Below are 24,498 nucleotides of genomic sequence, written 5' to 3'. Positions count from 1 at the left end.
GGCCCACTCCCGACAGGCGGGTCATCGGCAACGTACGAGGAGGAGAAGACATGGCGGAGCCCACGCCGCGTCGGCATGAACCGCGGCTACGCCCCGCGCCCCTGCTCTTCGAGCCCGCGGAGGTGGCCTCCGATCCGGAGCACTTCTTCGACCTGGAGTCCATCGACGATCCCCGGGCGCTGCTGGCCCGGGCGACGGAGCTGACGCATGCCTTCCGCGCGGCGACGGACCGTGCCGTGGAGTTCCAGGCGCTCGCGGCGGCCCAGCTGGCGGACCCGCGGCGGTTCGACCGGCTGACGGCGGCGGACATCGCGGAACGGGCCGAGTGGACCGAGGACTATGCCAAGAAGATGATCGAGTTCGGCCGGGACCTGATGCGGGGTGCCGAGGGCAAGGGCACCATCGACCCTGCGTAAAGCTCTGGCATATGCCAGGCGAGCAAGATACTCCCCCGCACCCTCACCTGTCCCGGTTTCCGGCAACCCTTCGAAACGGCATGCTCACGCCCGGTACACCTTGAGGCATGAGCGACACACCCAAGGAGCTCTTCGCAGACCGTTCCGACGTCTACGGCGTCACCGCGGACGGGGCGGAGTGGCTCGCCTCGGCAGGAACGTATCCACGGAGCACGCTGGCCCTGTGGAGGGACCGGCCGGACGCGCCGGTCGTCCTGCCCTGCGGCACCGCCTTCGACGTCGTCAGCGTGCCCGCGATCTTCGGGCGCCGGATGCTCGACCGGCTGTGGGGCGAGGGGCCGGGCTCGGGGCCGGTCGCGGTGTTCCGCGGGCGGACGCTGCTGTTCGCCGCGCCGGGCACGGCGCATCGGCTGCCCTCGCTGCTGCGGTGGGAGGAGTTCGGCCGTACGGGAGCGGTTCCGCCGCTGCTGTGCCATGGCGCCGGAGACGCGGTGACCGTCCCCGCCCCGAGGCCGACGGACGCCGCCCCGACCCCGTTCGACAGCCGCTGGCTCGTCGCCCCCGACACCCGTCACCCCTGGCTGCCGGGCCCCGAGATCCTGCTGTGGGCAGCCGTACGGGCGGCCCGCGCTGCCGTGCGGATATCGATTTTTCCTCCCGCCGATCAGGGTGCTAAGGTCTACGACGTCAGCAGGCGCCGCTAGCTCAGTTGGTTAGAGCAGCTGACTCTTAATCAGCGGGTCCGGGGTTCGAGTCCCTGGCGGCGCACGACACGGAGAGGCCTCTCGCGAGAGCGAGGGGCCTTTGCCGTGTCCGCTATGCGCTGGGCGTGATCCGTACCGTCCAGGTTCCCGAGGCCGTGCGATTCTCCACGTCCACGCGTACTCCCGTGCCCGGCACCGTGAAGCTTTCACCGAGGGCGACGGGGGCGTCCGCGAGGGGTGGGTACACCGAGCCCTCCCAGCAGGCCTCGGTGCGGGGGTGGGCATCGAGCACCTGGACCGGGCCGCCGCCGGACGGGGAGCCGGCGTTCACGCGGTAGACGAGCACGCCCTCGCGGCAGGTCGCCGTGTCGTTGCCGACCGCACCGCGCGCCTCGAAGCCGAGGGCACTGTCGGGCCCGGTCCTGACCACCGCGAGCTTGGTGCCGCGCCCCAGCCCGAAGGAAGCCGCCCCGGCCGTACCCGCCGCACCCACACCCACGCCCGCCCCCACACCCGCACCGAGCGGCTCCAGCGTCAGCCGCGTCGAGCCGCGCACACACGCCACCTGCCGCTGCTCCAGCCAGCCCAGCTTCCACTTGTGCCAGGCGAACAGGTCCGGCGACAGTCCGAACTGGCTGCCCATCAGGTCCCAGTCGCCGACGAACGTGTCCCAGTCGCCCTTGCCGTCCACGGGGCGGTGGTAGAGATCGGGCAGGTCGAAGACATGACCGGTCTCATGGGCGAGGACCAGCCGGTCCGGCGGATGCTGCTCGAAGACCGTGACGACCCGGCGGATGTCCGTGCCGTCGGCCCGCAGCGGGACGTCCAGGTTGACAACCTTCGTCGCGTCGGAGTCCACGCCGGGCGCGTCCGGATCGGCGACGAAGTAGACGACGTCGTACCGGGAGAAGTCCACCACCCCGTCCACCGCGGTCAGCGCGTCGCGCAGATAGGCGGCGCGGTGGGACGCGCTCCAGTCGCGCTGTATGGCGTACGCCGTGGACGGCTGCGGCATCCGGATCCACTGCCGGAGCGGATGCGGGCGCAGCGTGAACTTGCCGTAGGAAGCCTGTTCGAAGAAGCGGCTGGTGGCCGGGAAGTGGTCGGCGGCCAGTTCGCCGGGCGTGGTGCGCGGGGTCGCGTCCGGGAAGGACAGGAACACCATCACCGCGTCCAGCGCGCGGGCCGGGCGCGGATAGGCGGTGTTCCAGGTGTCCAGACCCTCGGAGTGGTGCGCCTGAGTGCGGGTCAGGGCACAGGGTTCGGCCGAGAAGGGTTCGGCGGCCGACGGACCGGTGATGAGAGAGGTGGCGGCCAAAGCCGACATGGTGGTGAACAAGGCCGCGGTGCTGCGCAGTCGAGGGCGCGGGAAAGGGCGCGGCACAGAGACCTCCGGGTGCGGTTCGCGGGACACCGCACCCAGCCTGTGTGAGATTGTCGTACTACGCCCTGTTTGTCTGCACCAGACGAGTGAGTACGGCGAAGAACCGTCAGAAGCGACACCCCGAATCGCTCACGGAACGTCACACCTGGTCGGGCGCCCCAACAAGCCGTCCAGGTGCGGGCAGAAACGATCTGCCAGAAGGGCCGGTTGTTCCGGGACACTGGACGGTGGCTGGAAGGGGTGGGGGCCAGCCTCTATGATCGGCACACTTTCCTGCACGGACAGAGATCGAGTGCACTGCGGGAGCGAACGGTGAGCGGAACCTCCGAAGGGCCGGCGCCCGCGGCAGATCTCGACCGGGCGGTCGTCACGGACAGTGACTTCAGTGCGTCTCCTCGTACGGAACCCCCGACGTACCAATCGGCGTTCGCGGCCGCGCCGCTGGCCATGGCCGTCGTGGACCGCGAGGGTCTGGTCGTCGGCGCCAACGAGACGCTGGGCGAACTCCTCGGCAGCGTGCCCGAGGCGCTGGCCGGGCAGGTCGCCGCCGAGCTGGTGGATCTGGCCTCGGACGCGCGTACCTGGCACGCGTACCAGGAAGTGCTGCGCGGCCGGCAGGCCAGGCTGCGGTGCACCCGCCGGCTCAAGCACCCGGACGGCCAGTCCGTGTGGGTGCAGGTGACGGTGGCGCCGCTGGGCACGGGTGAGCCCGGTGTGCTGCTGTCCCTGGCCGACATCAGCTCCCAGCGCGAACTCCAGGCGCGACTGCGGCACTTGCAGATGCACGACCCGGTGACCCGGCTGCCCAACCGGACCCTGTTCTTCGAGCGCCTGTCGGCCGCGCTGGAGGTGGAGTCGTACGCGCAGGGCGGCACCGGGCGGATCGGGCTCTGCTATCTCGACCTCGACGGCTTCAAGGCGATCAACGACACCCTCGGCCACCGTGTCGGCGACCGGCTGCTGGCGGCCGTGGCGGAACGGCTGACCCGCTGCGCCGACGAGGCGGGCCTCACCCGGGGCAGCGCGCCGCTGGTGGCCAGACTGGGCGGCGACGAATTCGCCCTGCTCGTCGAGGACTCCACCGGCACCGACCAGCTGGCGGACCTCGCCGAGGCCGTACTGAAGGCGATCCAGGCGCCCTTCGACATCTCCGGGCGCCGGCTCTCGGTCTCCGCGTCGATCGGCGTCGTGGAACGGCACGCGGCCGGCACCACCCCCACCGCCCTGGTCCAGGCCGCCGACACGACGCTGTACTGGGCGAAGGCCGACGGCAAGGCCCGCTGGACGCTCTTCGACCCGGAGCGCAACGCCCATCGGATGACCCGCCAGGCGCTCGCCTCCACGCTCCGGCCTGCCATCGAGCGCGGTGAGTTCACGCTCGAGTACCAGCCGCTGGTCGGCATGGAGGACGGCCGTCTGCGGGGCGTCGAGGCGCTGGTCCGCTGGAACCACCCGCAGTTCGGCATGCTGACGCCGAATCGGTTCATCGGATTGGCCGAGGAGGACGGCTCGATCGTTCAGCTCGGCCGCTGGGTGCTGGCCACCGCCTGCCGCCAGGCGCGGCGGTGGCAGCTGGACCACCCCGGCGAGCCGCCGATCTTCGTCAGCGTGAACGTCGCGGTCCGCCAGGTCTGGGACTCCGACCTCGTCGAGGACGTCGCCGAGATCCTCGCGGAGACGGGCCTGGCCCCGGGCCTGCTGCAGCTGGAGCTGACGGAGTCGGCGGTCATGGGTTCCGCCGGCCGCCCCCTCCAGGCGCTCCAGGCCCTCAGCGACATGGGCGTCCACATCGCCATCGACGACTTCGGCACCGGCTACTCCAACCTCGCCTACCTCAGCCGTCTCCCGGTCGCGGTCCTCAAGCTGGACGGCTCCTTCGTGCGGGGCTTCCAGTACGAGGGGACGGGCGCCCCGCCCAACCCGGCCGACGAGGTCGTCGTGGAGGCGATGATCCAGCTGGCCCACCGGCTGGGGCTGACCGTCACCGCGGAGTGCGTCGAGACCTCGGCCCAGGCCTCCCGGCTGCGCCGCATCGGCTGCGACACCGGCCAGGGGTGGCTGTACTCGCGGCCGGTGGCGCCGGATCGTATCTCCGAGTTGATGAGCGGTCAGACCGCCGGCAACCCGTAGGCGTCGGCGATCAGTTCGTAGCTGCGCAGCCGCAGCTCCGCGCTGTGGGCGTGGGAGGTGAGCATGAGCTCGTCGGCGCCCGTGCGCTTCTGGAGGTCGTCCAGGCCCGCGCGGACCTCGTCCACCGAGCCGTGGATGACGTTGGCGTTCCAGGACGTGATGAAGTCGCGTTCCATGGGGCTGAAGTCGTAGGCCTCGGCCTCTTCGGGGGTGGGGACGAGGCCGGGGCGGCCGGTGCGCAGGCGGACCATGTTGAGGCTCGCGGCGAGGACCTGGCGGCGGGCCTCCTTCTCGTCGTCCGTGGCGAGGGCGGAGACGCCGATGAGGGCGTACGGCTCCTTCAGGACCGCGCTCGGGCGGAAGGACTCGCGGTAGAGGTCCAGGGCCGGGACGGTGTTCTGCGCCGAGAAGTGGTGGGCGAAGGCGAACGGCAGGCCGAGGGTGGCGGCGAGGCGGGCACTGAAGCCGGAGGAGCCGAGGAGCCAGATCGGGGGGCGGTGCGGGGACTGGACGCCGCCGGGGGACGTCGACTGGATGGGGCCGGGGACCGCGTGGATACGGCGGTAGGGGTGGCCGTCGGGGAAGTCGTCGTCCAGGAAGCGGGTCAGCTCGACGAGCTGCTCGGGGAAGTCGTCGGCGCCCTCGTTGAGGCGTTCGCTGCGGCGCAGGGCCGCCGCCGTGGCGCCGTCGGTGCCGGGGGCGCGGCCGAGGCCCAGGTCGACGCGGCCCGGGGCCATCGCCTCCAGGGTGCCGAACTGTTCCGCGATCACCAGCGGGGCGTGGTTGGGCAGCATGACGCCGCCCGAGCCGAGGCGGATGCGGTCGGTGTGGGCGGCGAGGTGGGCGAGGATCACGGCGGGGGACGACGAGGCGACGCCCGGCATGGAGTGGTGCTCGGCGACCCAGTAGCGGTGGAAGCCGCGGGACTCCGTCAGTTTGGCCAGGTCGACGCTGGTGCGCAGCGCGTCCGTGGCGGTGCGGCCGGCACCGACGGTGACCAGGTCCAGTACGGAGAGGGGGACGGGGGCGGTGCCGTGGATCGTGCCCCGAATCTCGTCTGCCGTCACTGTGGTGCCTCCTGTGGTGGGTGCCGTGCGCTGTCCTTCGGCGTGTAACAGGAGGGTGGCTCCGCTTATTCCTTCGCCCCCGCCGCCCCTACCCGTCCCTGGGGACTGCGCCCCCAGACCCCCGCTTCGGCCCTGAAGGGGCCTCGTCCTCAAACGCCGGACGGGCTGGGTGATACGGACCGGCGTCAGCAAATCCAGCCCCTCCGCCGTTTGAGGAGCGGGGGTCCCGGGGGCGGAGCCCCCTGGGGATGGGAATGGGTAGGGGCGGCGGGGGCGAGAACGGCCTACACCTGGACGATCGGTTCCTTCGTGAACAGGGAGCCCAGGCTCGGCGCGTTCACCCTGCGGTCGGTCAGGCGTAGGCCTTCCCAGACGGTGACCTGGTTGGCGGTGAGGACCGGTTTGCCGAGTTCCTTCTCCAGGGCGGGGAGGTGGGCGGCGGTGTGCAGGGCCGTGTCCGGGAGGAGGATCACGTCCGCGTCGGGTGTGTCGGCCGACCTCGCCAGGGCGAAGACCTCCTTCTCGCCCCAGGTGCCGACCTCGGCCGCCGTGATGATCCCGGCCCCCTTCACACCGGTGACCTCCAGGCCGCCCGCCCGCAGGAACTCCGCGAACAGTGCCGCCACGTCGTCCGGGTAGGTCGCCCCGACCGCGACCCGGCGCGCCCCGAGCTCCCGGGCCGCGTGCACGAAGGCGAAGGAGGTGGAGGAGGCCGGCAGGCCCGCCGTACGGGCGAGGCCGCGGATCTGTTCGTGGGCGCCCTCCCAGCCGTAGACGAAACTGCCGCTGGTGCAGGCCCACACCACGGACTCGGCGCCCGCCATGCGCAGTTCCTCGACACCCGCCGCGAGCCGTTCGGCGGAGCCCATGCGGCGCAGGGCGTCGGGGCGGTGGGCGTCCTCGCCGATGTCGGTGTGGACCACGTCGAGGCGGACGTCGCTGCCCAGGAGCTGCTCGATGCGCGGATAGTCGTCCTCGGCGGAGTGGCCGGGGTAGAGAAATCCGAGTGCGGTCATGACCAGCCTTCCTGCTGCTCTTCTTTCGGCTGCTTCTCTTGCGGGAACACGGGGCCGGACCGTGCCGCCGGATCGACCAGCGCCTGGTACGGCCCTACCGCCCGGGTACCCAGTCGGCGCAGCGCCGCCCACATCGTGACCTGGTTGGCCGAGATCACCGGGATGCGCAGTTCCGCCTCCAGTTGCGGGATGACGTCGTACGTCGGGAGGTTGGTGCAGCTGATGAACAGCGCGTCGGCGCTGTGGCGGACGGCCTTGTGGGCCATGGCGACGACCTCCCGGTACGGGACCTTCCAGATGTGCCTGGTCAGGCCCATGAAGGCGCAGCCGGTGACCGCGATGCCCGCCTCCGCGACGTACTCCTCCAGGGCCCGGGTCACCGACACGGTGTACGGCGTCACCAGGGCGACCCTGCGTACGCCGAGGTCGATCAGCGCCTCCAGAAGCGCGCCGGACGTCGTCACGGACGGGACCGCGCCCGCCCTCGTCATCGCCTCGCACATCGCCCGCTCCCCGGCGACCCCGCCGACGAAGCTGCCGGAGGTGCAGGCGTAGGCGACGACCTCGGGCGAGATGGCGTTCAGGGTGCGTACCGCGTCGTGCAGTGTCTCGTGCTCGCTGACGAGACGGGCCAGGTCGAGGCTGACCTCGACGGGGACGTACGGCGTGCGGGTCAGATGGAGCGACACCTCGTCGGGGACCCAGCGCCACAACTCGCGGTCCAGCGCGAAGTCGAAGGGGGCGACGACACCTACGCCGCGCTGGGGGCGCGGTCCACCAAGAAAAGAAAGGTCCATGGCAGGCACCGGCCTCACGGTGAGAGACGGGGGGACAACGGACCGTACGCGCGCCCGTGTTGACGAAGGTAGGTTCGGGTGCGAGCGTGGTCAATCCGCGCATGTCAGACGCCTGTGGAGGAACGGCTTCGGATGACCGCCCCCACCCTTCTCGTCCTGGACGCCGATCCCCTGCCCCGCCTCGGCAGTCTCACCGGCCGCGCCCGCGTCGAGCACACGGACGCGTCGGCGCTGGCCGAGCGGCTGCCGTACGCCGACGTCCTGCTGGTCTGGGACTTCACCTCCCGCGCGGTGCGCGCGGCCTGGCCGGGCGAGGGGCCCCGGCCGCGCTGGGTGCACACGGCCAGTGCGGGCGTGGACCATCTGATGTGCCCCGAACTCGCCGCGTCCGACACGGTGGTGACCAATGCGCGCGGCGTCTTCGACCAGCCCATCGCGGAGTACGTCGCCGCTCTCGTCCTCGCGATGGCGAAGGATCTGCCCCGGACGCTGGACCTGCAGCGGGAGGGCGTGTGGCGGCACCGGGAGTCGCGGCGGGTGGCGGGGACACGGGCGGTGATCGTCGGTTCGGGGCCCATCGGGCGGACGATCGCCCGCACGCTGAAGGCACTTGAGATCACCACGGCCGTCGTCGGCCGGACTCCGCGCACCGGCATCCACGGCCCGGGCGACCTCGACCGGCTGATCGCCCGCGCGGACTGGGTGATCGCGGCGGCGCCGCTGACCGAGCAGACGTACGGGATGTTCGACTCCCGGCGGTTCGGGGTGATGCAGCCGTCGGCGCGGTTCGTGAACGTCGGGCGTGGCCAGCTCGTCGTCGAGGACGCCCTGGCGGACGCGCTGCGCAAGCGGTGGATCGCGGGTGCGGCGCTGGATGTCTTCGAGCACGAACCCCTCGGCCCCGACAGCCCGTTGTGGCAGGTCCCGGAGCTGATCGTGTCCCCGCACATGAGCGGCGACACGATCGGCTGGCGGGAGGAACTCGGCTCGCAGTTCCTGGAGTTGTACGACCGCTGGGCGGCGGGCAAGCCACTGCTGAACGTGGTCGACAAGAAGCGCGGGTACGTACCGGGGCACTGACTGCGCCATTGCACACAGAGCCGGAGGGGCGGATGACGGAGCTCACCGAACTGACCGCAGTACAGCTCGTCGACGGTTACCGCAAGGGCGGGTTCAGCCCCGTCGAGGTGACCCGGGCGGCCCTGGAGCGGGCCGAGCGGATCCAGCCGGAGGTGAACGCCTTCGTTCGGATCACCGCCGAGGAGGCGCTCGCGCAGGCCCGGGAGTCGGCGGACCGGTGGCGGCGCGGTGAGCCCGCGGGGCTGGTCGACGGGGTGCCGGTCACGGTGAAGGACATCCTGCTGATGCGGGGCGCTCCGACCCTGAAGGGTTCCAAGGCACTGTCGGAGAAGGGCCGTTGGGACGAGGACGCGCCCTCCGTGGCCCGGCTGCGTGAGCACGGCGCGGTGTTCCTGGGCAAGACGACGACCCCGGAGTTCGGCTGGAAGGGTGTCACGGACTCGCCGCTGTCCGGGGTCACCCGCAACCCGCACGACCCCTCACGCACCGCGGGCGGTTCCAGCGGCGGCGCGGCGGCGGCCGTGGCGCTCGGCGCGGGGCCGCTGGCGCTGGGCACGGACGGGGGTGGCAGTGTGCGCATCCCGGCGGCCTTCTGCGGGATCTTCGCGCTGAAACCGACGTACGGGCGGGTGCCGCTGTATCCGGCGAGCGCGTTCGGCACGCTGGCGCATGTGGGGCCGATGACACGGGACGCGGCCGACGCGGCGCTGATGCTGGACGTCATCGGGGCGCCGGACGCGCGGGACTGGTCGGGGATGGGACCAAGTGCCGCTTCCCACCAGGGTGTTCTGCGGGAAGGCGTACGGGGTCTGCGGATCGCCTACTCCCCTTCCCTCGGCGGACAGGTGCGGGTGCAGCCGGGGGTCTCGGCGGCGGTGCGGCGGGCGGTGGAGCGGCTGGCCCGGCTCGGCGCGTACGTCGAGGAGACCGACCCCGACCTCACCGACCCGGTGGACGCCTTCCACACCCTGTGGTTCAGCGGGGCGGCTCGGGTGACCCAGCATTTCGGGCCGTATCAGCGGGAGTCGCTCGATCCGGGGCTGCGGGAGATCTGCGGTCTGGGGGCGCGGTACAGCGCGCTGGACTATCTCGCCGCGGTCGACGTCCGCATGGACCTCGGGCGCCGGATGGGCCGTTTCCACGAGTCGTACGACCTGCTGGTGACGCCCACGGTGCCGATCACGGCTTTCGAGGCGGGCGCGGAGGTGCCGAAGGGTTCGGGGCATCGGCGGTGGACGGGGTGGACGCCGTTCACGTACCCCTTCAACATGACCCAGCAGCCGGCCGCGTCCGTCCCGGTGGGGGTGGACGGCGACGGACTGCCGGTGGGGCTCCAGATCGTGGCCGCCCGGCACCGGGACGATCTGGTGCTGCGGGCGGCTCATGCGCTGGACGCGGTCACAGCCTCCGGAAGCTGAGCGTCTCCCCCGACGCCCCCGACCGCCAGAGGTCGTTGCACCCCTCGGCCAGCTCCGCCAGCCCTTCCACCACCGCTCCCCAGACGATGCCGGGCACCCAGCCCACGTCGCCGTTGAGGAGCAGGTTGTTGCGCTCGTAGAAGAGGGCCAGGTCGACCACGGTCGTGCCCGCGCGGACCTCGCGGTCGTAGCCGTAGGACTTGGTGCCCAGTTCCGTACCCGCGAAGGAGAAATAGCAGAGATCTCCAGGGATGGGGGTAACTGTCGGATTTTCCAGGGGTGGCTCTGATTTCGCGAAAGGCGGGAAAAGGGCGTAGATCTCGTTGCGGGCGTATTTCGCGTGATAGACGTCGCCGGCGAGCGGCAGGGAATCCCAGACGGCCGCGCAGGTGATCGGCGCACGATCGTCCAGCAGCTTCGCCGTACCGGTGATCCCTCGCTTGACCAGCGAGACTTCGATGTAGCGGTCAGCCATACGTTCCATGGTCCCCCGCCGGTCAAGGGCGCCTCGGTCGGGATCGGGCTCGAATCGATCGGCATAAGTCGCATCCGGTCGGGTAGCCGCGCCGCCATGGCTCCACCGATACGAAACGACATTCGAAACGACGTTCGGACCGACAGAAGCACGCCCGGAACCACGCGCCGATCGCTGCTCGCGGGGGTGGCGGCGCTCGGTGCGCTGGGAGCGGCGGGCTGCTCGCGGGTGGCCACGGCGTCGACGACGGACGGCGGTGATCTGCTCGAACGCCTCAGGGCGGCAGGTGTCGTACGGCTGGGAATAGCCGGCGAGATCCCCTTCGGCTACATCGACAAGGACGGCGAGCTGACCGGCGAGGCACCCGAGCTCGCGAAGGCCATCTTCAAACGGCTGGGGGTCGACCGGGTACAGCCCGTGCCCACCGAGTTCGGGTCGCTCATTCCGGGACTGAACTCACAGCAGTTCGATGTGGTCGCCGCCGGAATGTATGTGAATCCCGAGCGCTGTGACCAGGTCATCTTCGCCGACCCGGACTATCAGATGCTCGATTCGTTCATCGTGCGCAAGGGCAATCCCAAGGGACTGCACGACTACAAGGACGTCGTCGGGAAGAAGGCCAAGTTCGCCACCGGGACCGGGTATGCCGAGATCCAGTACGCCGTCGACGCGGGGTACAAGGAGAGCGACATCCTCATCGTTCCCGACCAGGTCGCGGGGCTGAACGCCGTCGAGTCCGGGCGGGCCGATGTCTTCGCCGGTACCGCGCTCACCACCCGCGAGGTCGTCAAGAAGTCCGCCAAGGCCGAGGCCACCAAGGCCTTCGCGCCCCTGGTGGACGGCAAGCCGCATGTCGACGGAGGCGCGTTCGCGTTCCGTCTGACCGAGACCAAGCTGCGGGACGCCTTCAACGTGGAGCTGCGGAAGCTGAAGAAGAGCGGGGAGCTGTTCCGGATCCTCAGGCCCTTCGGGTTCACGGAGGCCGAGATGACCGACCTCACCGCGAAGGAGCTGTGCGGCGGATGACCACCGGACTGTGGGAACTCGTACTCAAGGGCGTGTGGACGACCGTCCAACTGCTCGTCTTCAGCGCCCTGCTGGCGGCCGCCGTCTCGTTCGTCGTCGGTGTCGCCCGCACCCATCGACTGTGGATCGTGCGCTTCCTCGCCGGCTTCTACACCGAGGTGTTCCGCGGGACCTCGGCGCTCATCATGATCTTCTGGGTGTACTTCGTGCTGCCGATCTCCTTCGGCTGGCAGCTGGTGCCGATGTGGGCGGGCACGCTGGCCCTCGGGCTCACCTACGGCGCGTACGGCTCGGAGATCGTGCGCGGCGCCCTGAACGCGGTCGACCCGGCGCAGAAGGAGGGCGGGATCGCGCTGAGCTTCACGCCCTGGCAGCGACTCAGGCTGATCCTGCTGCCGCAGGCGGTGCCGGAGATGATCCCGTCGTTCTCCAACCTGCTGATCGAGCTGCTCAAGGGCACCGCGCTGGTGTCGATCATCGGCATGAGCGACCTGGCGTTCAGCGGCAACCTGGTGCGCCTCGCGCTTCAGGAGAGCCAGGAGATCTACACGTATCTGCTGGTCATCTACTTCGTGATCGCCTTCGCTCTCACCCGCCTGATGCGCGGCCTGGAGAAGAAGCTGAAGTCGGGCGTCGGCAAGGAACCGGAGCGCGGGGTGACCGCACATGAGCTGAAGCGGGCCGAGACGACGGGCGTCGGAGGTGGTGTCGCGTGAAGTGGGACTGGGGAGCGGTCGGCGACTTCATGCCGCAGTTCTGGGACGGTCTGCTGGTCACCCTGCAGGCGCTGGCGCTGGGCTCGGTGATCTCCTTCGCGCTGGGCCTGGTGTGGGCGCTGCTGATGCGGGCGCCGACCCGGTGGGTGACCTGGCCGGTGGGCGCGGTCACCGAGTTCATCCGGAACACCCCGCTGCTGGTGCAGCTGTTCTTCCTCTTCTACGTACTGCCCGAGTGGGGTCTGACGTTCTCGGCGCTGACCACCGGCGTCTTCGCGATCGGCCTGCACTACTCGACGTACACGATGCAGGTCTACCGGGCCGGCATCGAGGCGGTGCCCGTCGGCCAGTGGGAGGCCGCGACGGCACTGAACCTGCCGGTGACCAGGACGTGGCGGGTGGTGATCCTGCCGCAGGCGATCCGCCGGGTCGTCCCCGCGCTCGGCAACTACGTCATCGCCATGCTCAAGGACACGCCGCTGCTGATGGCGATCACCGTCCTCGACATGCTCGGACAGGCGCGGCTCTTCTCCCAGGAGCACTTCCAGTTCACCGAGCCGCTGACCGTGATCGGCGTGGCCTTCATCCTCATCGCCTATCTGGCCTCCCTCCTCGTGCGAGCCCTGGAGCGTCGTCTTGTCCACTGACATCGAGCACACCCCCGACATGAACCCCGCCGACAAGCGGCCCGACGGCGAGCTGATCCGCCTGGAGCAGGTCACCAAGCGGTTCGGGGACAACACCGTCCTGGACCATCTGGACTTCTCCGTCAAGGCCGGCAAGCACGTCACCCTCATCGGGCCCTCCGGGTCCGGCAAGACCACGATCCTGCGGCTGCTGATGACGCTGACCAAGCCCGACGAGGGGATCATCACCGTCGACGGGCAGCAGCTGTTCCCCGCGCCGGAGAAGCAGGTCCGCGAGGTCCGCAAGCAGATCGGCATGGTGTTCCAGCAGTTCAACCTGTTCCCGAACATGTCGGCGCTCAGGAACATCACGGAAGCGCCCGTCACCGTGCTCGGCATGTCCAAGGACGAGGCGGAGGCGCGCGCCCGCGAGCTGCTCGACCTGGTGGGCCTGGCCGACAAGTGCGACGCCCGGCCCTCCCAGCTCTCCGGCGGCCAGCAGCAGCGGGTGGCGATCGCGCGGGCGCTGGCGATGCGGCCGAAGGTGCTGCTGCTGGACGAGGTGACCTCCGCGCTGGACCCGGAGCTGGTCGCGGGCGTCCTGGACGTGCTCCGGGACATCGCCCGCAGCACCGACATCACGATGCTCTGTGTGACCCACGAGATGAATTTCGCCCGGGACATCTCGGACCAGGTCCTGATGTTCGACTCCGGGCGGATCATCGAGTCCGGTCCGCCGGAGAAGATCTTCAGCGAGCCGTCCAAGGAGCGGACACGGGAATTTCTCAGCGCGGTGCTCTGACTACAAGAGGTGAAGGGCCCGATGGGCGAGGTCCAGCCTCTGGGGCATGACTTTGGCATATGCCAACGGGTCAGCGTCCCTGCTGAGAGGGATGGAATATCGTCAACAGGCCCTCACTTCAAGCCTCTTGCCCGCTATCGTGGAGAGGATTAGCTGTCCGGATTACGGCCCCAGTTGTAGAGCGACTGAGCGCAGGGGGAACACCGTGGCGCTGAAGCACGAGCCGACCGCGCCGTACCACTCGGCCCAGGACGCCCTTCGCGTCCTGGAGGCCGTGGCGCGGCACACCACCGGAGTCACCGATACCGAGCTCGCCAAGCAGACCGACATCGACCCGGAGCGCCTGACCACGCTCCTGCTGATGCTGCGCCGCGAGGGCTACGTCGAGCAGGTCGCCGACGGCGCGTACGTCACGGGGGACGCGCTGACCCGTCTCGGTTCCGCGCACGACCGAGAGCAGGCCTTGCGCGAGACACTTCAGCGCACGCTGGACCGACTGCGCGACTCGGTCGGCGCGGCCGTCTATCTCAGCCGTTACGTGGACGGCGAGGTCACCATCACCCAGTACGCGGACGGGCCCACGACCCCCGTCGTCAACGAGTGGGTCGACTTCCGCTACTCCGCCCACGCCACCGCACTCGGCAAGAGCCTGCTGGGCCAGCTGGACAACAACAGCCGCCGCGACCACCTCTCCCGGCACAAGATGGCCCGCCTCACCTCGCGGACCATCACCAGCGACAAGCTCCTGCTGTCCCGCCTGGAGTCCCAGCCGCCGACGGTGCCCCACCTCGACCTCCAGGAGTACGCGGTGGGCACGGTCTGCGCGGCCGTCCCGATCACCGCGGGCTCGTCGGTGGGCTGCCTGGCCCTCTCCCTCCCCGTCGAGCACGCCCACCGCCTCCGCCAGGCGGCGGACGCCCTGAACAGGAACGCGGCCCCGGTACTGCTGAGCCTCGCCATCTGAGCACCACTCGCCGGTCACCCACCGGTGGTCAAAAGCACGCCCCAGGACCGGGTACTATTTTCTTCGTCGCCAGCAGCGAGGCAAGAAAATGCAGCTGGCGAGAGTCATGCGCCGCTAGCTCAGTTGGTTAGAGCAGCTGACTCTTAATCAGCGGGTCCGGGGTTCGAGTCCCTGGCGGCGCACTTCAGAAGGACCTCTCGTGGGAGCGAGGGGTCCTTCGGCATGACGTCACTGCTCGCCTCGCGTCACACACAGCCGGGGGCACACGGCAGCGGCTGGGGGTCCGGGGGTCATCCCCCGGGAGATGCAGCATCAGCGGGTCCGGGGTTCGAGTCCCTGGCGGCGCACTTCAGAAGGGCCTCTCGTGGGAGCGAGGGGTCCTTCGATGTCTTGGGGGGTCAGTTTCCGGTAGGTCCGTTCGCCGGGTGGGCGCCACCAGACCGGGTCGGTGCAGCGGAAGCCCTCTCTGCGCAGCAGGGCACGGTGGATCTTGTTCGTCGCCGTGACCGGCATCCGGTCCACGACCCGGACGAACCGGGGCGCCATCTTCGTCCCGAGGTCGGGCTGCGCGGCCAGAAACGCGGCGAACCGCTCCGGCTGAAAGCTCCCGGCGATCGCCGCCATCACCTGGTCCCCGGTCACCGGATCCGGCACCGCGTAGACAGCGACGGCGCCGGCACCCTCGTATCGCGCGAGGATGTTCTCGATCATCGCGGCGGCCAGGTTCTCGCTGTCGACGCGCAGCCGGTCGTCCGTACGGCCCGCGAAATAGAGGTAGCCGTCGGAGTCCCGGCAGAACAGGTCCCCCGTCCAGTACCACCCGTCCCGCCGCCGCTCCCCCTCCGCCTCCGGATTCCGCCAGTAGCCCTCGAAGGGGTTCGGCCCCTGGTTGACCAGTTCCCCGATCGCCTCGCCGCCGTTGAGCAGCCGCCCGGCCTCGTCGAACAGGGCCGCCGGGCACTCCTTGCGCGACTCCGGATCGAGGACGACGAGCCCGGGCCCCGCCCGTCCGACGGCACCGGAGGGCGTGCCGGGCGACCACTGCACGGCCGCCCCGCCCTCCGAGGACCCGTACCCCTCCACCAACCGCACCCCGAACCGCCGCTCGAAGGCCGCGGCGTCCACGGCCCCGGCCTCGGTGCCGAAGCCCATGCGGAGCGGATTGTCCCGGTCGTCATCGCGCTCCGGGGTGGCCAGGAGGTACTGCACGGCCCGGCCCACATACGTGAAGTACGTCGCCCGGTAGCGCCGTACGTCCGCCAGGAATCCCGACGCCGAGAACCGCCGCCGCAGCGCGACCCCCGACCCGGCCGCGAGCGCGGGGGCCCAGTCGGCGATCACCGCGTTGCCGTGGAACATCGGCATGCAGATGTAGTGGACGTCGTCGGGCCCCACTGCGAACTGGTCGGCCAGCGAGCGCCCCGCGGCGGCCAGTCGGCCCTGTGTGCAGATCGCGGCCTTGGGGGAGCCGGTGGACCCCGAGGTGAAGTAGAGGAGGAGGCGGTCGCCCGGGGCGGCGGCGGAGGCGTCCGGCCGGGCGTCCGCGTACGGCTCGAGCAGGGCCTCGTACTCCTCGGTGCCGGTCACCAGCAGCCGGACACCCGGCAGATCGAGGCCCTCCAGCAGAGGCAGCTGGGCCGGCTCGGTGACCAGGACGCGGCATTCCGTGTGCAGGATGTCCCGGGCCAGTTCGGGGCCGCGGCGGGTGGGGTTGATGCCGGCGACGGCGGCGCGGGCGAGGGCGGCCGCGCTCAACCAGAGCGGATATTCAGGGGTGTTGTCGAGGAGGACGCCGATATGGGCGCCGGGCGGCAGCAGGTCGGTCAGCAGCGCCGCCCGGGCCGCTGCGGCGGCCGCGACCTGGTGGTGGGTGAGCGTCCGTTCCTCGAACCACAGCCCCGGCCGGTGGTCGTCCCACCGGGCGGCGACGAGTTCCGCGACCGTGCGCCTGTTGGACTCCATGGCGGCGCACGGTAGTTGATACACCGTCAGATGTGGAGCCCCACGAGGTCATGGGGTCACGAGGTCGTGCGGTCACGGGGTCAGCGTCACGCCGTCCACGACGACGGTGTTGGTGGTGTCGTCGACATCGTCGCCGAAGCCGAACTCGTCGGACATCGCGTGAAACGTGACCATGAAGCCGACGCAGAACACCACGAACACCCCGAGGAACGCCAGGATGCCCACGGTGGACGCCGTCAGCCTGCCACGCTGCGGCGGCTTGGCCGTGGCGACCACGTTCTGGCCCTCGGCGTAGTGGATGGTGACGAAGTCGCCCTCGAGGTTGGTCGCCGGCCCGTTCTCCTCCTCGAAGCGGACCGTGCGGCCGTCGCGGGCGGTGAACTCGTAGACATGGTGCAGCGTGGTGCTCACGGACGAGTCGCCACCGCCGCCGTGCATCGTCGTGAACACCCGCAGACAGCGCCCCTCGGCCGTCAGCCCGCTGTTCCAGGCGCTGCGGATCTGCAGCGAGCGCCGCAGCACCCGGTAGGACAGGTAGAGAACCCCGGCCAGCATGAGGCTGGGTACGAGGTAGAAGACGACGTCCATGATGCTTCCCCCGGTCAAAGTACTGATCGTGGAGGGAACGTACCCGCGGGGAGTGCCGGACTGTCTCAAGTAACGCTCAGAGTTCCGGCACGGTCGTCCAGGCGTACAGGATCGCGATGACGGCCGCCCCGATGAAGAACAGTCCGAACACCATGCCCGCCGTGTCCTTGCCGGGCTGCGGCTCGGACGCGGTGGCCTTCTCGGGGTCCGCGGGCGTGTAGTACACGAGGACCTCCTCGCCGCTGTCGCGGTCCCGGGGGCCGCCGCTCTCCTTGAAGCGGACCGCGAGGCCGTCACCGGTGGTGTAGTCGTACTCGTGCCACTGCACGCGCCGGGCCACGTTGTTGACCATCTGGGTCGTGGCCCAGGCGCGCACCACCCTCGCCCGGGCGGTCAGTCCGCTCTCCCAGGCGGCTCGCCGCTCCCTGGTCCGGCGTACGAGTGCGTACCCGCCCCAGACCAGGAGGGCGATCATCAGGGGCATCACTATGTTGAAGTAGGGATTCACGGAACGCGGACCCTACCGGAGTTGACCAGGTTGATCAGAAGGTGACGTCCGAGCAGGCGTAGAACGCGTTGCCGGTGTCCGCGATCGTCCATACCGCGAGGATCACGTGATGGCCGCTCAGGCCCGACGGCAGGGTGCCGCTGTGGGAGAGGGTGGCCGGGGGCTGCTGGCTGTTGTACGGGACCGTGAGGAACGGGGTCAGGTTGAGGTCGGAGCGGGCGAGGTTGTGGTTCTGGTTCCAGCCCGCCTTCGTGACGTAGTACTTGAAGTCGGTGGTGGCGTGACGTGCGGTGAACTGCCAGCGGAACGTGTAGCTCTGACCGCCCGTCACCCTGGTGGTGGGCCAGGCGCCGCCCGAGGGCGTCCTCGGTGAGCTGAGCTGGCTGAACCGGCTGTGACCGCCGCTGCATATCGTCCCGTCGGCCGGGCCGGAGCCGGGGAAGCCCTTGGGGCCCTCGACGCTCTGCGGCTCCCACTGGATGTCGCCGCAGTTGGTCACGGTGCCGTTCTGACAGACCTTCTGCCGGCTGACGGGGAGGTCGGTGTAGCCGTGTCCGCTCGCGCCGCCGGAGGAGAGCACGAGGGCTCCGGCCGTGCTGAGGCCCAGCACGGCGGCGTACCACTTGGTCTTTTTGCGCATGCTGCCGCTCCCTGGAGAACGTGGGGGAAGTTCAGTGAGCCGTGCAGGTCTAGACCAAGTCCCAGATTATTGCCGTTGCTTGAGCATGTCCAGACCAATCACTGACCCGTCTCCCCGCGTCCCGCGCAGAACGCCACCGTCAAGTCCTTGACCAGCGCCTTGCGTTCGTAGTCGTCCAGTTCCACCAGGCCGCGCATGGTCAGCCGGGTCACCGTGTCCTCCACCGAGTCCACGACCGACGTCAGCACGCTCGACCGGTGCTGGGCGTCCAGCGCGGCGATCCGGCGGCGATGCATCGCGGGGGCGACCTCGGGGGCGTACTCGACGCGTACCGGCTGCACCGAGAACACCTCCAGGCCGACCGGCCCCGCGTCCGCCGCCACCAGCCGGGTCAGCGCGTCGGTCGCCGAGTCCACCGACGCCCTCGCCGAGCCCGGCGGCTCCACCGGCACCCGCGCCAGCGCCGCCTCTACGCACTCGCGCAGATACGTCTCGTGGTCCTCGACCCCCAGCGTGGCCCGCGCGGTGTCCCGCACCCGCCACACCACGAGGACGACGACCCGCAGCGCGACCCCGTTGCCGTCGGCGGCCGGCATCGGCTCGCCGCGCCAGTGCCGCAGCCGGACATCGACCCGGCGGCGCAGCAGCAGCGGGTTGACCCACATCAGGCCGGTGCGCCGGACCGTGCCCCGGTAGCGGCCGAAGAGGCCGAGCACCCAGGCCCGTCCGGTCCGCCCGCGCGCCAGCCCGCCGAAGCCGAACAGGCTCAGGGCGCCGGCCCCGGCGTACGCGGCCCACTGGGCGGGACCGAGCCCGGCACCGGCGTACTGCGGCAGCCGCAGCGCCTCCACCGCGAGCGGCGAGAGCACGCCCGCCCACCACGAGGCGGCCACGCACCCGGTCGCCCCGCAGATCCCGGCGAGCACCCCCGCCGAGCCGGGCAGTACCCGCGCGGGCCGCTCCACGAGATCCGGGTCGACCTGGGCCGCGGGGCGCGGGCCGACAGGTACCGGGCGCCGGAAGCGCGGCTGCTCGCCGGTGCCCTGCCGGCGCCCCACGATCGCGGGGGTCAGCGGCACCGGTGCCGGGTCCGGGTCGTCGCGGAACAGCAGATGGACGGGGATCTCGGTGGTCACCTCGTTCTGGATGAGCCGGGCGGGCCGGGACGCGGTGGTCGTCTCGGCAGGCCCATCGGGCTCCGGTGTCGATGAGGGGGTGTGGGAAGTGGTCGTGCTCATGCGTGCCTCCAGCCTCCGCGCCAGAAACGTCATGACAGTGGATGGGTTGTCGCGGGACAGCGGCCTATGCGAACAGCCGCCGCCAGGTCTCCGGCCCCGGATAGCCGTCCGCCGCGCCGCCCCGCCAGCCCTGGGTGCGCTGGAAGGCCTCCACGGCCCGGCGGTCCGCCTCGCCCCAGCGCGGACCGGGGCCGGTCGTGTAGTACTTGCCGAACCCCTTCTTCACCAGCTGCTTTCCGAGCAGGGTGACGTACTTGCTGCTGACGCCGGGCCGGAACACCGCCCGCCCCGGATAGCCGGACACCCCGTGCGAGGAAGGTGCCCCCGGTGCGGCGGGCGCGGCCGCCCCGGTCCTGATGTCCTTGCCCTGGCCGGTCGCCAGCAGCGTCCAGGTCTGCGGCCCCGGCAGCCCGTCCGCGTCCCGGCCCTGCCAGCCCTGTGCCTGCTGGAAGGCCCGGGTGGCACGGCGGTCGGTGTCCGTCCAGCGGGGGCCCGGACCCGAGGTGTAGTAGGCGCCGGCGCCCCGCTCGACGAGCATGCGGCCCAGCTCGGTGACGTACTTGTTGTTGGCTCCGGGGCCGAAGTAGGCGGCGCCGGGGTACGGGGCGGCCTCCGTCGGCGACGGCTCGCTCGGCTTGTCGCTGCCCGGCGTGCCCGCCGTCAGCCCCTTGTAGCGGTAGGCGGTGTAGCGGGCCGAGTTGCTCCAGTACGCGTACGGGGTGGCCTGCTTGCGGGCGCGCGGGCGGGTCTCCTCGTAGGCGATGTAGTAGGTGTGCGTGTAGTCCGTCCAGCCGCCGAAGATGACCACGTGCGAGCCCTTCTGGGGGTCCGCGGGATTGTGGAACAGCAGGATGTCTCCGGGCTGGAGATCGTCCTTGGCGATCTTCACGCCGTACTGGTCGAGGCTGCCCGTCCATTCGTTGCCCGGCAGGTTCCAGGCCATCGAGACGAAGCCGGAGCAGTCCTGCCGGTAACCGTCGGACCAGTACTCCGACATGCTGTACGGGACCTGCGCGGCGACCCAGTTCTTGGCCCGCGTGATGATCTCGGCGCGGGTGGTGGCCGGCGTCTTGATCACCGCCGGCTTGGCGCCCGGGCCGTGCAGCGGGGCCTTGCCGCCCTGCGGGGTATCGGGCTCGTCACCTGCGGGAACGCCGGGACGGGCGGGGGCGTGCGGGGTGGCGACGGCGGGGGCGGCGTGGCCGACGAGGACGGTGGAGACGGCCGCGGCGAGTACGACCGCCCGGTGGGCCGCCGGGTGGCGGCCGGTTCGGGAATGCGGCAGGACGCGCCGCCAGTGAACGCATCCGGGGCAGTCGCAGTCGCTCATGGGATCGAATTCCTCGAATACCGGTTCCTTGAATCCCGGAGCCTCCATGCGATTCCCCTCACACTCCAGATGGAAATGTCCGCGACTGTGCACATTCGTCAGTTTCTCAACTGTCGTCCGGACGCGCATGTTGACGGTCCGAATGATGTACGGCGACCGCTGCGCCCCTGGTGAGGCGGTCCGGAGCACTCCTAAACATCGGGTAGAGTTCTCCGGGTCAGCAGGCGCCGCTAGCTCAGTTGGTTAGAGCAGCTGACTCTTAATCAGCGGGTCCGGGGTTCGAGTCCCTGGCGGCGCACAGACAACGAAGGCCCCTCACTCCGGTGGGGGGCCTTTCGTGTTGCCGGGGGTCCGGGCGGGGGTTTACCGGGGCGGTCAAGTGGGTGATCCTTAGCGCGCGTTGGGGTCGAGGGGCGGCTCAGCGGGTGGGGGAATTGGCATGTTCAGGGTGGATCTGTTGGGCTCGGTGCGGGTGCACGGCGGGGACGGTCCCGTCGACATCGGCGGCGCGCGGCTGCGGATGCTGCTCGCCCGGCTCGCCCTCGAAGCCGGCCGCCCGGTCTCCGTGGACTCCCTGGTGGACGGCCTGTGGGGCGAGCAGCCCCCGGCCGACGCGGCCAACGCGCTGCAGGCCCTGGTGTCCCGGCTGCGCAAGGTCCTGCGCGGCACCGGCACGGTGGACGCCGTGGCGGGCGGCTACCGGCTCTCCGTACGGGAAGAGGACGTGGACACGTACCGCTTCGAGGACCTGGCGGCCCGGGGCAGACACGCTCTCGCGGCAGGCCGGACCGAGGAGGCGGCACGGACGCTCACGGCCGCGCTGGGCCTGTGGCGGGGCGCGGCCCTCGCGGATGTGCTGGAGGCCCCGTTCGCGGGCGCGGCCGCCACCCGCCTCGACGAACTGCGGGCCGCGGCCGTCGAGGACCGCTTCGACGCCGAGCTGCGGGCGGGGCGGTACGCCGACGTCCTGGCCGACCTCGAGGCAGCCGGCGCCCGGCGGCCGTTGAGCGAGCGCCTCGCGGGCCTGCGGATGCGTGCGCTGTCGGCGGCGGGCCGCCAGTCCGATGCCCTCGCCGTCTACGAGGACCTGCGCGGCAGGCTGGGCGACGAGCTCGGCGTCGACCCGTCGGCCGAGGTACGGGAGATCCATCTCGCGCTGCTGCGGGGCGAGTTGGAGCGTCCGGCGGCACGGCCCACCAACGCCCCGAGCCGACTGCCGGCCCGGCTGACCAGCTTCGTCGGCCGCGACGGCGAACTGGACCGGCTCGCGGATCTGATGGGTTCGGCCCGTCTGGTGACCCTGGTCGGCCCGGGCGGCGCGGGCAAGACGCGGCTGTCGCTGGAGGCCGCGACGAGGGACGCCGCGCACGCCCGGGACCGCGTCCGCTTCGTGCCCCTCGCCGGTGTCAGCCGCCTCGACCAGTTGGCCGACGTGGTGCTCGGCGCGCTCAGCTCCACCGACGGCCGGCTGTACGAGGGCGGCGGGGCCCAGCAGGCCTCCGCGGTGGAGCGGACGGCCGAGATCCTCGGCAGTGGCGACACCCTGCTCCTGATCGACAACTGCGAGCACGTCGTCGAGGCGGTCGCCGAGCTCGCCGATCAACTCCTCGTACGCCTGCCCGAGTTGCGTATCCTCGCGACCAGCCGCGAGCCCCTCGCCATCAACGGCGAGTCGCTGTTCCACCTCGGACCCCTGGACGTCCCCACGGGGTCGCCCGAGCCGGCCGAGGCGATGGCGGCGGCCGCGGTCCGGCTGTTCGTGGACCGGGCCGCCGGGGTCCGGCAGGGGTTCGCCCTCGACGAGTCGAACCTGGACGCCGTCCTGGAGATCTGCCGCCGCCTGGACGGGATGCCGCTCGCCCTGGAGCTGGCCGCGGCCAAGCTGCGGTCGATGGGCGTGGAGCAGATCGCACGCCGCCTCGACGACCGGTTCCGGCTGCTCTCCTCCGGCAGCCGGACGGCCCTGCCGCGTCAGCGCACCCTGCTCGCGATGGTCGAGTGGAGCTGGGACCTGCTCGACGAACCGGAGCGGATCCTCGCCCGCAGACTGTCCGCCTTCCCCGGCGGGGCGACGCTCGCGGCCCTGGAAACGGTCTGCTCGGACCCGCAGGTGCCCGCCGACGACGTCCTCTACGTGCTCGGCGCGCTGATCGAGAAGTCGCTGGTGCAGGAGGTCCGGGACGCCGACGGCGAGTCGCGCTACCGGATGCTCGACACCGTCCGCGCGTACGCGGCCCGGCGCCTGGCCGAGTCCGGCGACGACCTGACGGCCCGCTTCACGGCGTACCACCTGGCCCTGGCCCAGCGGCACGAACCGCTCCTGCGCACCGGCGCACAGCTGCGCGCCACCGCCGTCTTCGACAGCGAGCACGACAACCTCACGCACGCGCTGCGGCTCGTCCGGGAGGCCGGGGACCGGGAGACGGCGGTGCGGTTCGGTGCCGCGATGTTCTGGTACTGGGGCATACGAGGGATGGGCAGCCGCCTCGAGACCCATCTGGCGGCCGTGGCCGACTCCGCCGCCGCCCCGGCGGCCCTGGGCGGGGACTCGGCGGTGGACCGTGAGTTCCATCCCGCCGGGCTGCTCCTGCGGATGTCCCAGGTCGCCTTCGGAGGCAGCTCGCCGACGGCTGACGATCTGCTCGCCTCGTCCGATCCGTGGGTGCGGGCCAGTGCCCATCTCGCCCGGGACTTCGCGCTCACCGAGCAGGGCGACCTGGAGACCGGGGTGGCGTCGCGGATCGAGGCGCTGCGGGGCTTCGAGGCCGTGGGTGACCGGTGGGGAATCGTGCTCGCGCTGATGCCGATCGGCCGTGACCACTCGCTGCGCGGGGAGCACGCCTCCGCCATCGCGACGTTCGAACGGGCCGTCGTCCTCAGCTCCGAGCTGGGCACCGAGGACTACCTCTATCTCAGCAAGGCGCGACTCGCCCGTGAGCGGCGGCGCAGCGGAGACCTCGACGGCGCGTTCCGTGATCTGCGCGCCGCACACCGCCAGGCCAGGGAGCGCGGCCAGCTGCGGCTGGAGGCCAACATCCTGGTCGGCCTCGCCAACGCGCATCGGATGTCCGGGGACGTGGACCAGGCGAACCGGACCCTGGACCACCTGGAGGCGCTGTCCCGCCGCCGCCCCGACCTCGCGGAACTCGCCCACGACCTGGTCCTCAGCACCCGCGTCGAGAACCATCTCGCCGAAGGCCGCGCCCCCGAGGCCCGGGCCCTGCTCCCCCGGGCGGCGGGCGCGCTCTTCGGCCAGGGCGCCGGGGCGGGCCTCGCCTGGGTCGCCGAACTCCTGGGCGGACTGCGCACCCTGGAGGGCGCCCCGGCCGCCGGAGCTACCGCGTTCGGGATCAGCGAGGTCATGCGCGGCGCCTTCGACGCGGGAGAGCCGGAGCTCCAGGGGCATCGGCGGCGGATGGTCGAGGCGCTGGGCGAGGAGGGGTATCGCGCGGCGTACGGGGAGGGGGCGGCCATGCCTCGGGCACAGGCGCGGGACTGGCTGGAGCGGGAGGCGCTGGGGGCTTGGGCGGTGCGGGCCCCGGTGCGGGCGGAGTAGCGCGACGACGGGGTGGGAGCCGCACGTGACGTGCGGCTCCCACCCCGTCGAGCAG

Annotated in this window: 22 protein-coding genes and 3 tRNA genes; 14 read left to right on the top strand and 11 right to left on the bottom strand. The window is 71.1% G+C overall.

All coding sequences use genetic code 11. The features are described from left to right. The first annotated feature begins 50 nt into the window (after positions 1 to 50). The 3 genes from ACIOHP_RS23570 to ACIOHP_RS23560 all read left to right on the top strand — a co-directional run bounded on the left by ACIOHP_RS23570 (position 51) and on the right by ACIOHP_RS23560 (position 1,184). Positions 51 to 416 carry a hypothetical protein gene (locus tag ACIOHP_RS23570; RefSeq protein ID WP_361479018.1) on the top strand — a complete coding sequence of 122 codons (366 nt, stop codon included), beginning with the start codon at positions 51 to 53 and terminating at the stop codon, positions 414 to 416. Positions 417 to 523: 107 nt separating this feature from the next. Next, complete coding sequence (locus ACIOHP_RS23565) at positions 524 to 1,120, top strand: bifunctional DNA primase/polymerase (RefSeq protein WP_361479021.1); 597 nt, start codon at positions 524 to 526, stop codon at positions 1,118 to 1,120. Next, a tRNA-Lys gene (locus tag ACIOHP_RS23560) sits at positions 1,111 to 1,184 on the top strand. Before ACIOHP_RS23565 ends, ACIOHP_RS23560 begins: the two co-directional genes overlap by 10 nt. Before the next feature lie 48 nt (positions 1,185 to 1,232). Here the strand turns inward: ACIOHP_RS23560 and ACIOHP_RS23555 are convergent. Beyond that, the gene (locus ACIOHP_RS23555; protein ID WP_401890445.1) at positions 1,233 to 2,534 is read right to left on the bottom strand and encodes a M6 family metalloprotease domain-containing protein; all 1,302 of its coding nucleotides are present in this window, start codon (positions 2,532 to 2,534) and stop codon (positions 1,233 to 1,235) included. 282 nt (positions 2,535 to 2,816) lie between these two features. Between ACIOHP_RS23555 and ACIOHP_RS23550 the strand changes: the two genes are divergently transcribed. Then, entirely contained in the window at positions 2,817 to 4,634 is a 1,818-nt protein-coding gene (locus ACIOHP_RS23550; protein ID WP_401890443.1) for a putative bifunctional diguanylate cyclase/phosphodiesterase, read from the top strand. Here ACIOHP_RS23550 and ACIOHP_RS23545 read toward each other — a convergent pair. From ACIOHP_RS23545 to ACIOHP_RS23535, 3 genes are all read right to left on the bottom strand, one after another. Next, on the bottom strand, positions 4,613 to 5,701 hold the full coding sequence (locus ACIOHP_RS23545; RefSeq protein ID WP_401890440.1) for an LLM class flavin-dependent oxidoreductase: 1,089 nt from the start codon (positions 5,699 to 5,701) through the stop codon (positions 4,613 to 4,615). The genes ACIOHP_RS23550 and ACIOHP_RS23545 overlap by 22 nt on opposite strands. Positions 5,702 to 5,985: 284 nt before the next feature. Then, entirely contained in the window at positions 5,986 to 6,717 is a 732-nt protein-coding gene (locus ACIOHP_RS23540) for a decarboxylase (protein ID WP_401890438.1), read from the bottom strand. Continuing rightward, positions 6,714 to 7,514: an aspartate/glutamate racemase family protein gene (locus ACIOHP_RS23535; RefSeq protein WP_361539859.1), complete on the bottom strand. Its 801-nt coding sequence runs from the start codon at positions 7,512 to 7,514 to the stop codon at positions 6,714 to 6,716. Before ACIOHP_RS23535 ends, ACIOHP_RS23540 begins: the two co-directional genes overlap by 4 nt. A gap of 132 nt (positions 7,515 to 7,646) precedes the next feature. On the opposite strand from ACIOHP_RS23535, the gene ACIOHP_RS23530 reads away from it, so the two are divergent. Continuing rightward, positions 7,647 to 8,594, top strand: a complete 948-nt coding sequence (locus ACIOHP_RS23530) for a D-2-hydroxyacid dehydrogenase (protein ID WP_361539384.1) — start codon at positions 7,647 to 7,649, stop codon at positions 8,592 to 8,594. A 32-nt stretch (positions 8,595 to 8,626) separates the two neighbouring features. Continuing rightward, positions 8,627 to 10,012: an amidase gene (locus tag ACIOHP_RS23525; protein WP_401890434.1), complete on the top strand. Its 1,386-nt coding sequence runs from the start codon at positions 8,627 to 8,629 to the stop codon at positions 10,010 to 10,012. Here the strand turns inward: ACIOHP_RS23525 and ACIOHP_RS23520 are convergent. Beyond that, on the bottom strand, positions 9,993 to 10,487 hold the full coding sequence (locus ACIOHP_RS23520) for a DUF3830 family protein (RefSeq protein ID WP_361495208.1): 495 nt from the start codon (positions 10,485 to 10,487) through the stop codon (positions 9,993 to 9,995). The genes ACIOHP_RS23525 and ACIOHP_RS23520 overlap by 20 nt on opposite strands. Before the next feature lie 96 nt (positions 10,488 to 10,583). Here ACIOHP_RS23520 and ehuB point away from each other — a divergent pair, with 96 nt between their 5' ends. From ehuB to ACIOHP_RS23490, 6 genes are all read left to right on the top strand, one after another. Further along, positions 10,584 to 11,513, top strand: coding sequence for an ectoine/hydroxyectoine ABC transporter substrate-binding protein EhuB (ehuB, locus tag ACIOHP_RS23515; protein WP_401890431.1), 930 nt, complete (start codon positions 10,584 to 10,586; stop codon positions 11,511 to 11,513). Then, positions 11,510 to 12,229: an ectoine/hydroxyectoine ABC transporter permease subunit EhuC gene (gene ehuC / locus ACIOHP_RS23510; protein ID WP_401890428.1), complete on the top strand. Its 720-nt coding sequence runs from the start codon at positions 11,510 to 11,512 to the stop codon at positions 12,227 to 12,229. Before ehuB ends, ehuC begins: the two co-directional genes overlap by 4 nt. Beyond that, on the top strand, positions 12,226 to 12,876 hold the full coding sequence (gene ehuD, locus ACIOHP_RS23505; protein WP_353696737.1) for an ectoine/hydroxyectoine ABC transporter permease subunit EhuD: 651 nt from the start codon (positions 12,226 to 12,228) through the stop codon (positions 12,874 to 12,876). Before ehuC ends, ehuD begins: the two co-directional genes overlap by 4 nt. A 19-nt stretch (positions 12,877 to 12,895) precedes the next feature. Continuing rightward, positions 12,896 to 13,657 carry an ectoine/hydroxyectoine ABC transporter ATP-binding protein EhuA gene (gene ehuA / locus ACIOHP_RS23500; protein WP_401890829.1) on the top strand — a complete coding sequence of 254 codons (762 nt, stop codon included), beginning with the start codon at positions 12,896 to 12,898 and terminating at the stop codon, positions 13,655 to 13,657. A gap of 205 nt (positions 13,658 to 13,862) precedes the next feature. After that, complete coding sequence (locus ACIOHP_RS23495) at positions 13,863 to 14,621, top strand: IclR family transcriptional regulator C-terminal domain-containing protein (RefSeq protein ID WP_361539397.1); 759 nt, start codon at positions 13,863 to 13,865, stop codon at positions 14,619 to 14,621. A gap of 108 nt (positions 14,622 to 14,729) precedes the next feature. Continuing rightward, positions 14,730 to 14,803: transfer RNA gene (locus ACIOHP_RS23490), tRNA-Lys, on the top strand. Between the two features lie 130 nt (positions 14,804 to 14,933). On the opposite strand, the gene ACIOHP_RS23485 is transcribed toward ACIOHP_RS23490, so the two are convergent. From ACIOHP_RS23485 to ACIOHP_RS23460, 6 genes are all read right to left on the bottom strand, one after another. After that, entirely contained in the window at positions 14,934 to 16,583 is a 1,650-nt protein-coding gene (locus tag ACIOHP_RS23485; protein WP_401890424.1) for a long-chain-fatty-acid--CoA ligase, read from the bottom strand. A gap of 72 nt (positions 16,584 to 16,655) precedes the next feature. After that, positions 16,656 to 17,189 carry a DUF3592 domain-containing protein gene (locus ACIOHP_RS23480; RefSeq protein ID WP_401890421.1) on the bottom strand — a complete coding sequence of 178 codons (534 nt, stop codon included), beginning with the start codon at positions 17,187 to 17,189 and terminating at the stop codon, positions 16,656 to 16,658. A gap of 58 nt (positions 17,190 to 17,247) precedes the next feature. Continuing rightward, the gene (locus ACIOHP_RS23475) at positions 17,248 to 17,679 is read right to left on the bottom strand and encodes a DUF3592 domain-containing protein (protein WP_401890418.1); all 432 of its coding nucleotides are present in this window, start codon (positions 17,677 to 17,679) and stop codon (positions 17,248 to 17,250) included. A gap of 34 nt (positions 17,680 to 17,713) precedes the next feature. Beyond that, on the bottom strand, positions 17,714 to 18,319 hold the full coding sequence (locus ACIOHP_RS23470) for a lytic polysaccharide monooxygenase (RefSeq protein ID WP_361539409.1): 606 nt from the start codon (positions 18,317 to 18,319) through the stop codon (positions 17,714 to 17,716). Between the two features lie 98 nt (positions 18,320 to 18,417). After that, a complete protein-coding gene (locus ACIOHP_RS23465; protein ID WP_401890415.1) occupies positions 18,418 to 19,557 on the bottom strand; it encodes an SPFH domain-containing protein in 1,140 nt (379 codons plus the stop codon). Between the two features lie 64 nt (positions 19,558 to 19,621). Further along, complete coding sequence (locus ACIOHP_RS23460; RefSeq protein ID WP_401890413.1) at positions 19,622 to 20,887, bottom strand: peptidoglycan-binding protein; 1,266 nt, start codon at positions 20,885 to 20,887, stop codon at positions 19,622 to 19,624. Between the two features lie 224 nt (positions 20,888 to 21,111). On the opposite strand from ACIOHP_RS23460, the gene ACIOHP_RS23455 reads away from it, so the two are divergent. Then, a tRNA-Lys gene (locus ACIOHP_RS23455) sits at positions 21,112 to 21,185 on the top strand. A 141-nt stretch (positions 21,186 to 21,326) separates the two neighbouring features. Further along, on the top strand, positions 21,327 to 24,443 hold the full coding sequence (locus ACIOHP_RS23450) for a BTAD domain-containing putative transcriptional regulator (RefSeq protein ID WP_401890411.1): 3,117 nt from the start codon (positions 21,327 to 21,329) through the stop codon (positions 24,441 to 24,443). Positions 24,444 to 24,498 lie beyond the last annotated feature (55 nt).

It is taken from the genome of Streptomyces sp. NPDC087859, assembly GCF_044742595.1.
In the GTDB taxonomy this organism is placed as follows: domain Bacteria; phylum Actinomycetota; class Actinomycetes; order Streptomycetales; family Streptomycetaceae; genus Streptomyces; species Streptomyces canus_F.
Note: the sequence above shows the minus strand (reverse complement) of the source record. Positions and strands in the feature narration are given on the sequence as shown.

Coding starts and splice junctions, on each gene's coding strand:
- ACIOHP_RS23530 (WP_361539384.1), top strand. CDS start 7,647: ATGACCGCCCCCACCCTTCTCGTCCTGGACGCCGATCCCCTGCCCCGC.
- ehuC (WP_401890428.1), top strand. CDS start 11,510: ATGACCACCGGACTGTGGGAACTCGTACTCAAGGGCGTGTGGACGACC.
- ACIOHP_RS23485 (WP_401890424.1), bottom strand. CDS start 16,583: ATGGAGTCCAACAGGCGCACGGTCGCGGAACTCGTCGCCGCCCGGTGG.
- ACIOHP_RS23525 (WP_401890434.1), top strand. CDS start 8,627: ATGACGGAGCTCACCGAACTGACCGCAGTACAGCTCGTCGACGGTTAC.
- ACIOHP_RS23470 (WP_361539409.1), bottom strand. CDS start 18,319: ATGCGCAAAAAGACCAAGTGGTACGCCGCCGTGCTGGGCCTCAGCACG.
- ACIOHP_RS23450 (WP_401890411.1), top strand. CDS start 21,327: ATGTTCAGGGTGGATCTGTTGGGCTCGGTGCGGGTGCACGGCGGGGAC.
- ACIOHP_RS23565 (WP_361479021.1), top strand. CDS start 524: ATGAGCGACACACCCAAGGAGCTCTTCGCAGACCGTTCCGACGTCTAC.
- ACIOHP_RS23570 (WP_361479018.1), top strand. CDS start 51: ATGGCGGAGCCCACGCCGCGTCGGCATGAACCGCGGCTACGCCCCGCG.
- ehuB (WP_401890431.1), top strand. CDS start 10,584: ATGGCTCCACCGATACGAAACGACATTCGAAACGACGTTCGGACCGAC.
- ACIOHP_RS23460 (WP_401890413.1), bottom strand. CDS start 20,887: ATGAGCGACTGCGACTGCCCCGGATGCGTTCACTGGCGGCGCGTCCTG.
- ACIOHP_RS23465 (WP_401890415.1), bottom strand. CDS start 19,557: ATGAGCACGACCACTTCCCACACCCCCTCATCGACACCGGAGCCCGAT.
- ehuA (WP_401890829.1), top strand. CDS start 12,896: ATGAACCCCGCCGACAAGCGGCCCGACGGCGAGCTGATCCGCCTGGAG.
- ACIOHP_RS23520 (WP_361495208.1), bottom strand. CDS start 10,487: ATGGCTGACCGCTACATCGAAGTCTCGCTGGTCAAGCGAGGGATCACC.
- ACIOHP_RS23535 (WP_361539859.1), bottom strand. CDS start 7,514: ATGGACCTTTCTTTTCTTGGTGGACCGCGCCCCCAGCGCGGCGTAGGT.
- ACIOHP_RS23540 (WP_401890438.1), bottom strand. CDS start 6,717: ATGACCGCACTCGGATTTCTCTACCCCGGCCACTCCGCCGAGGACGAC.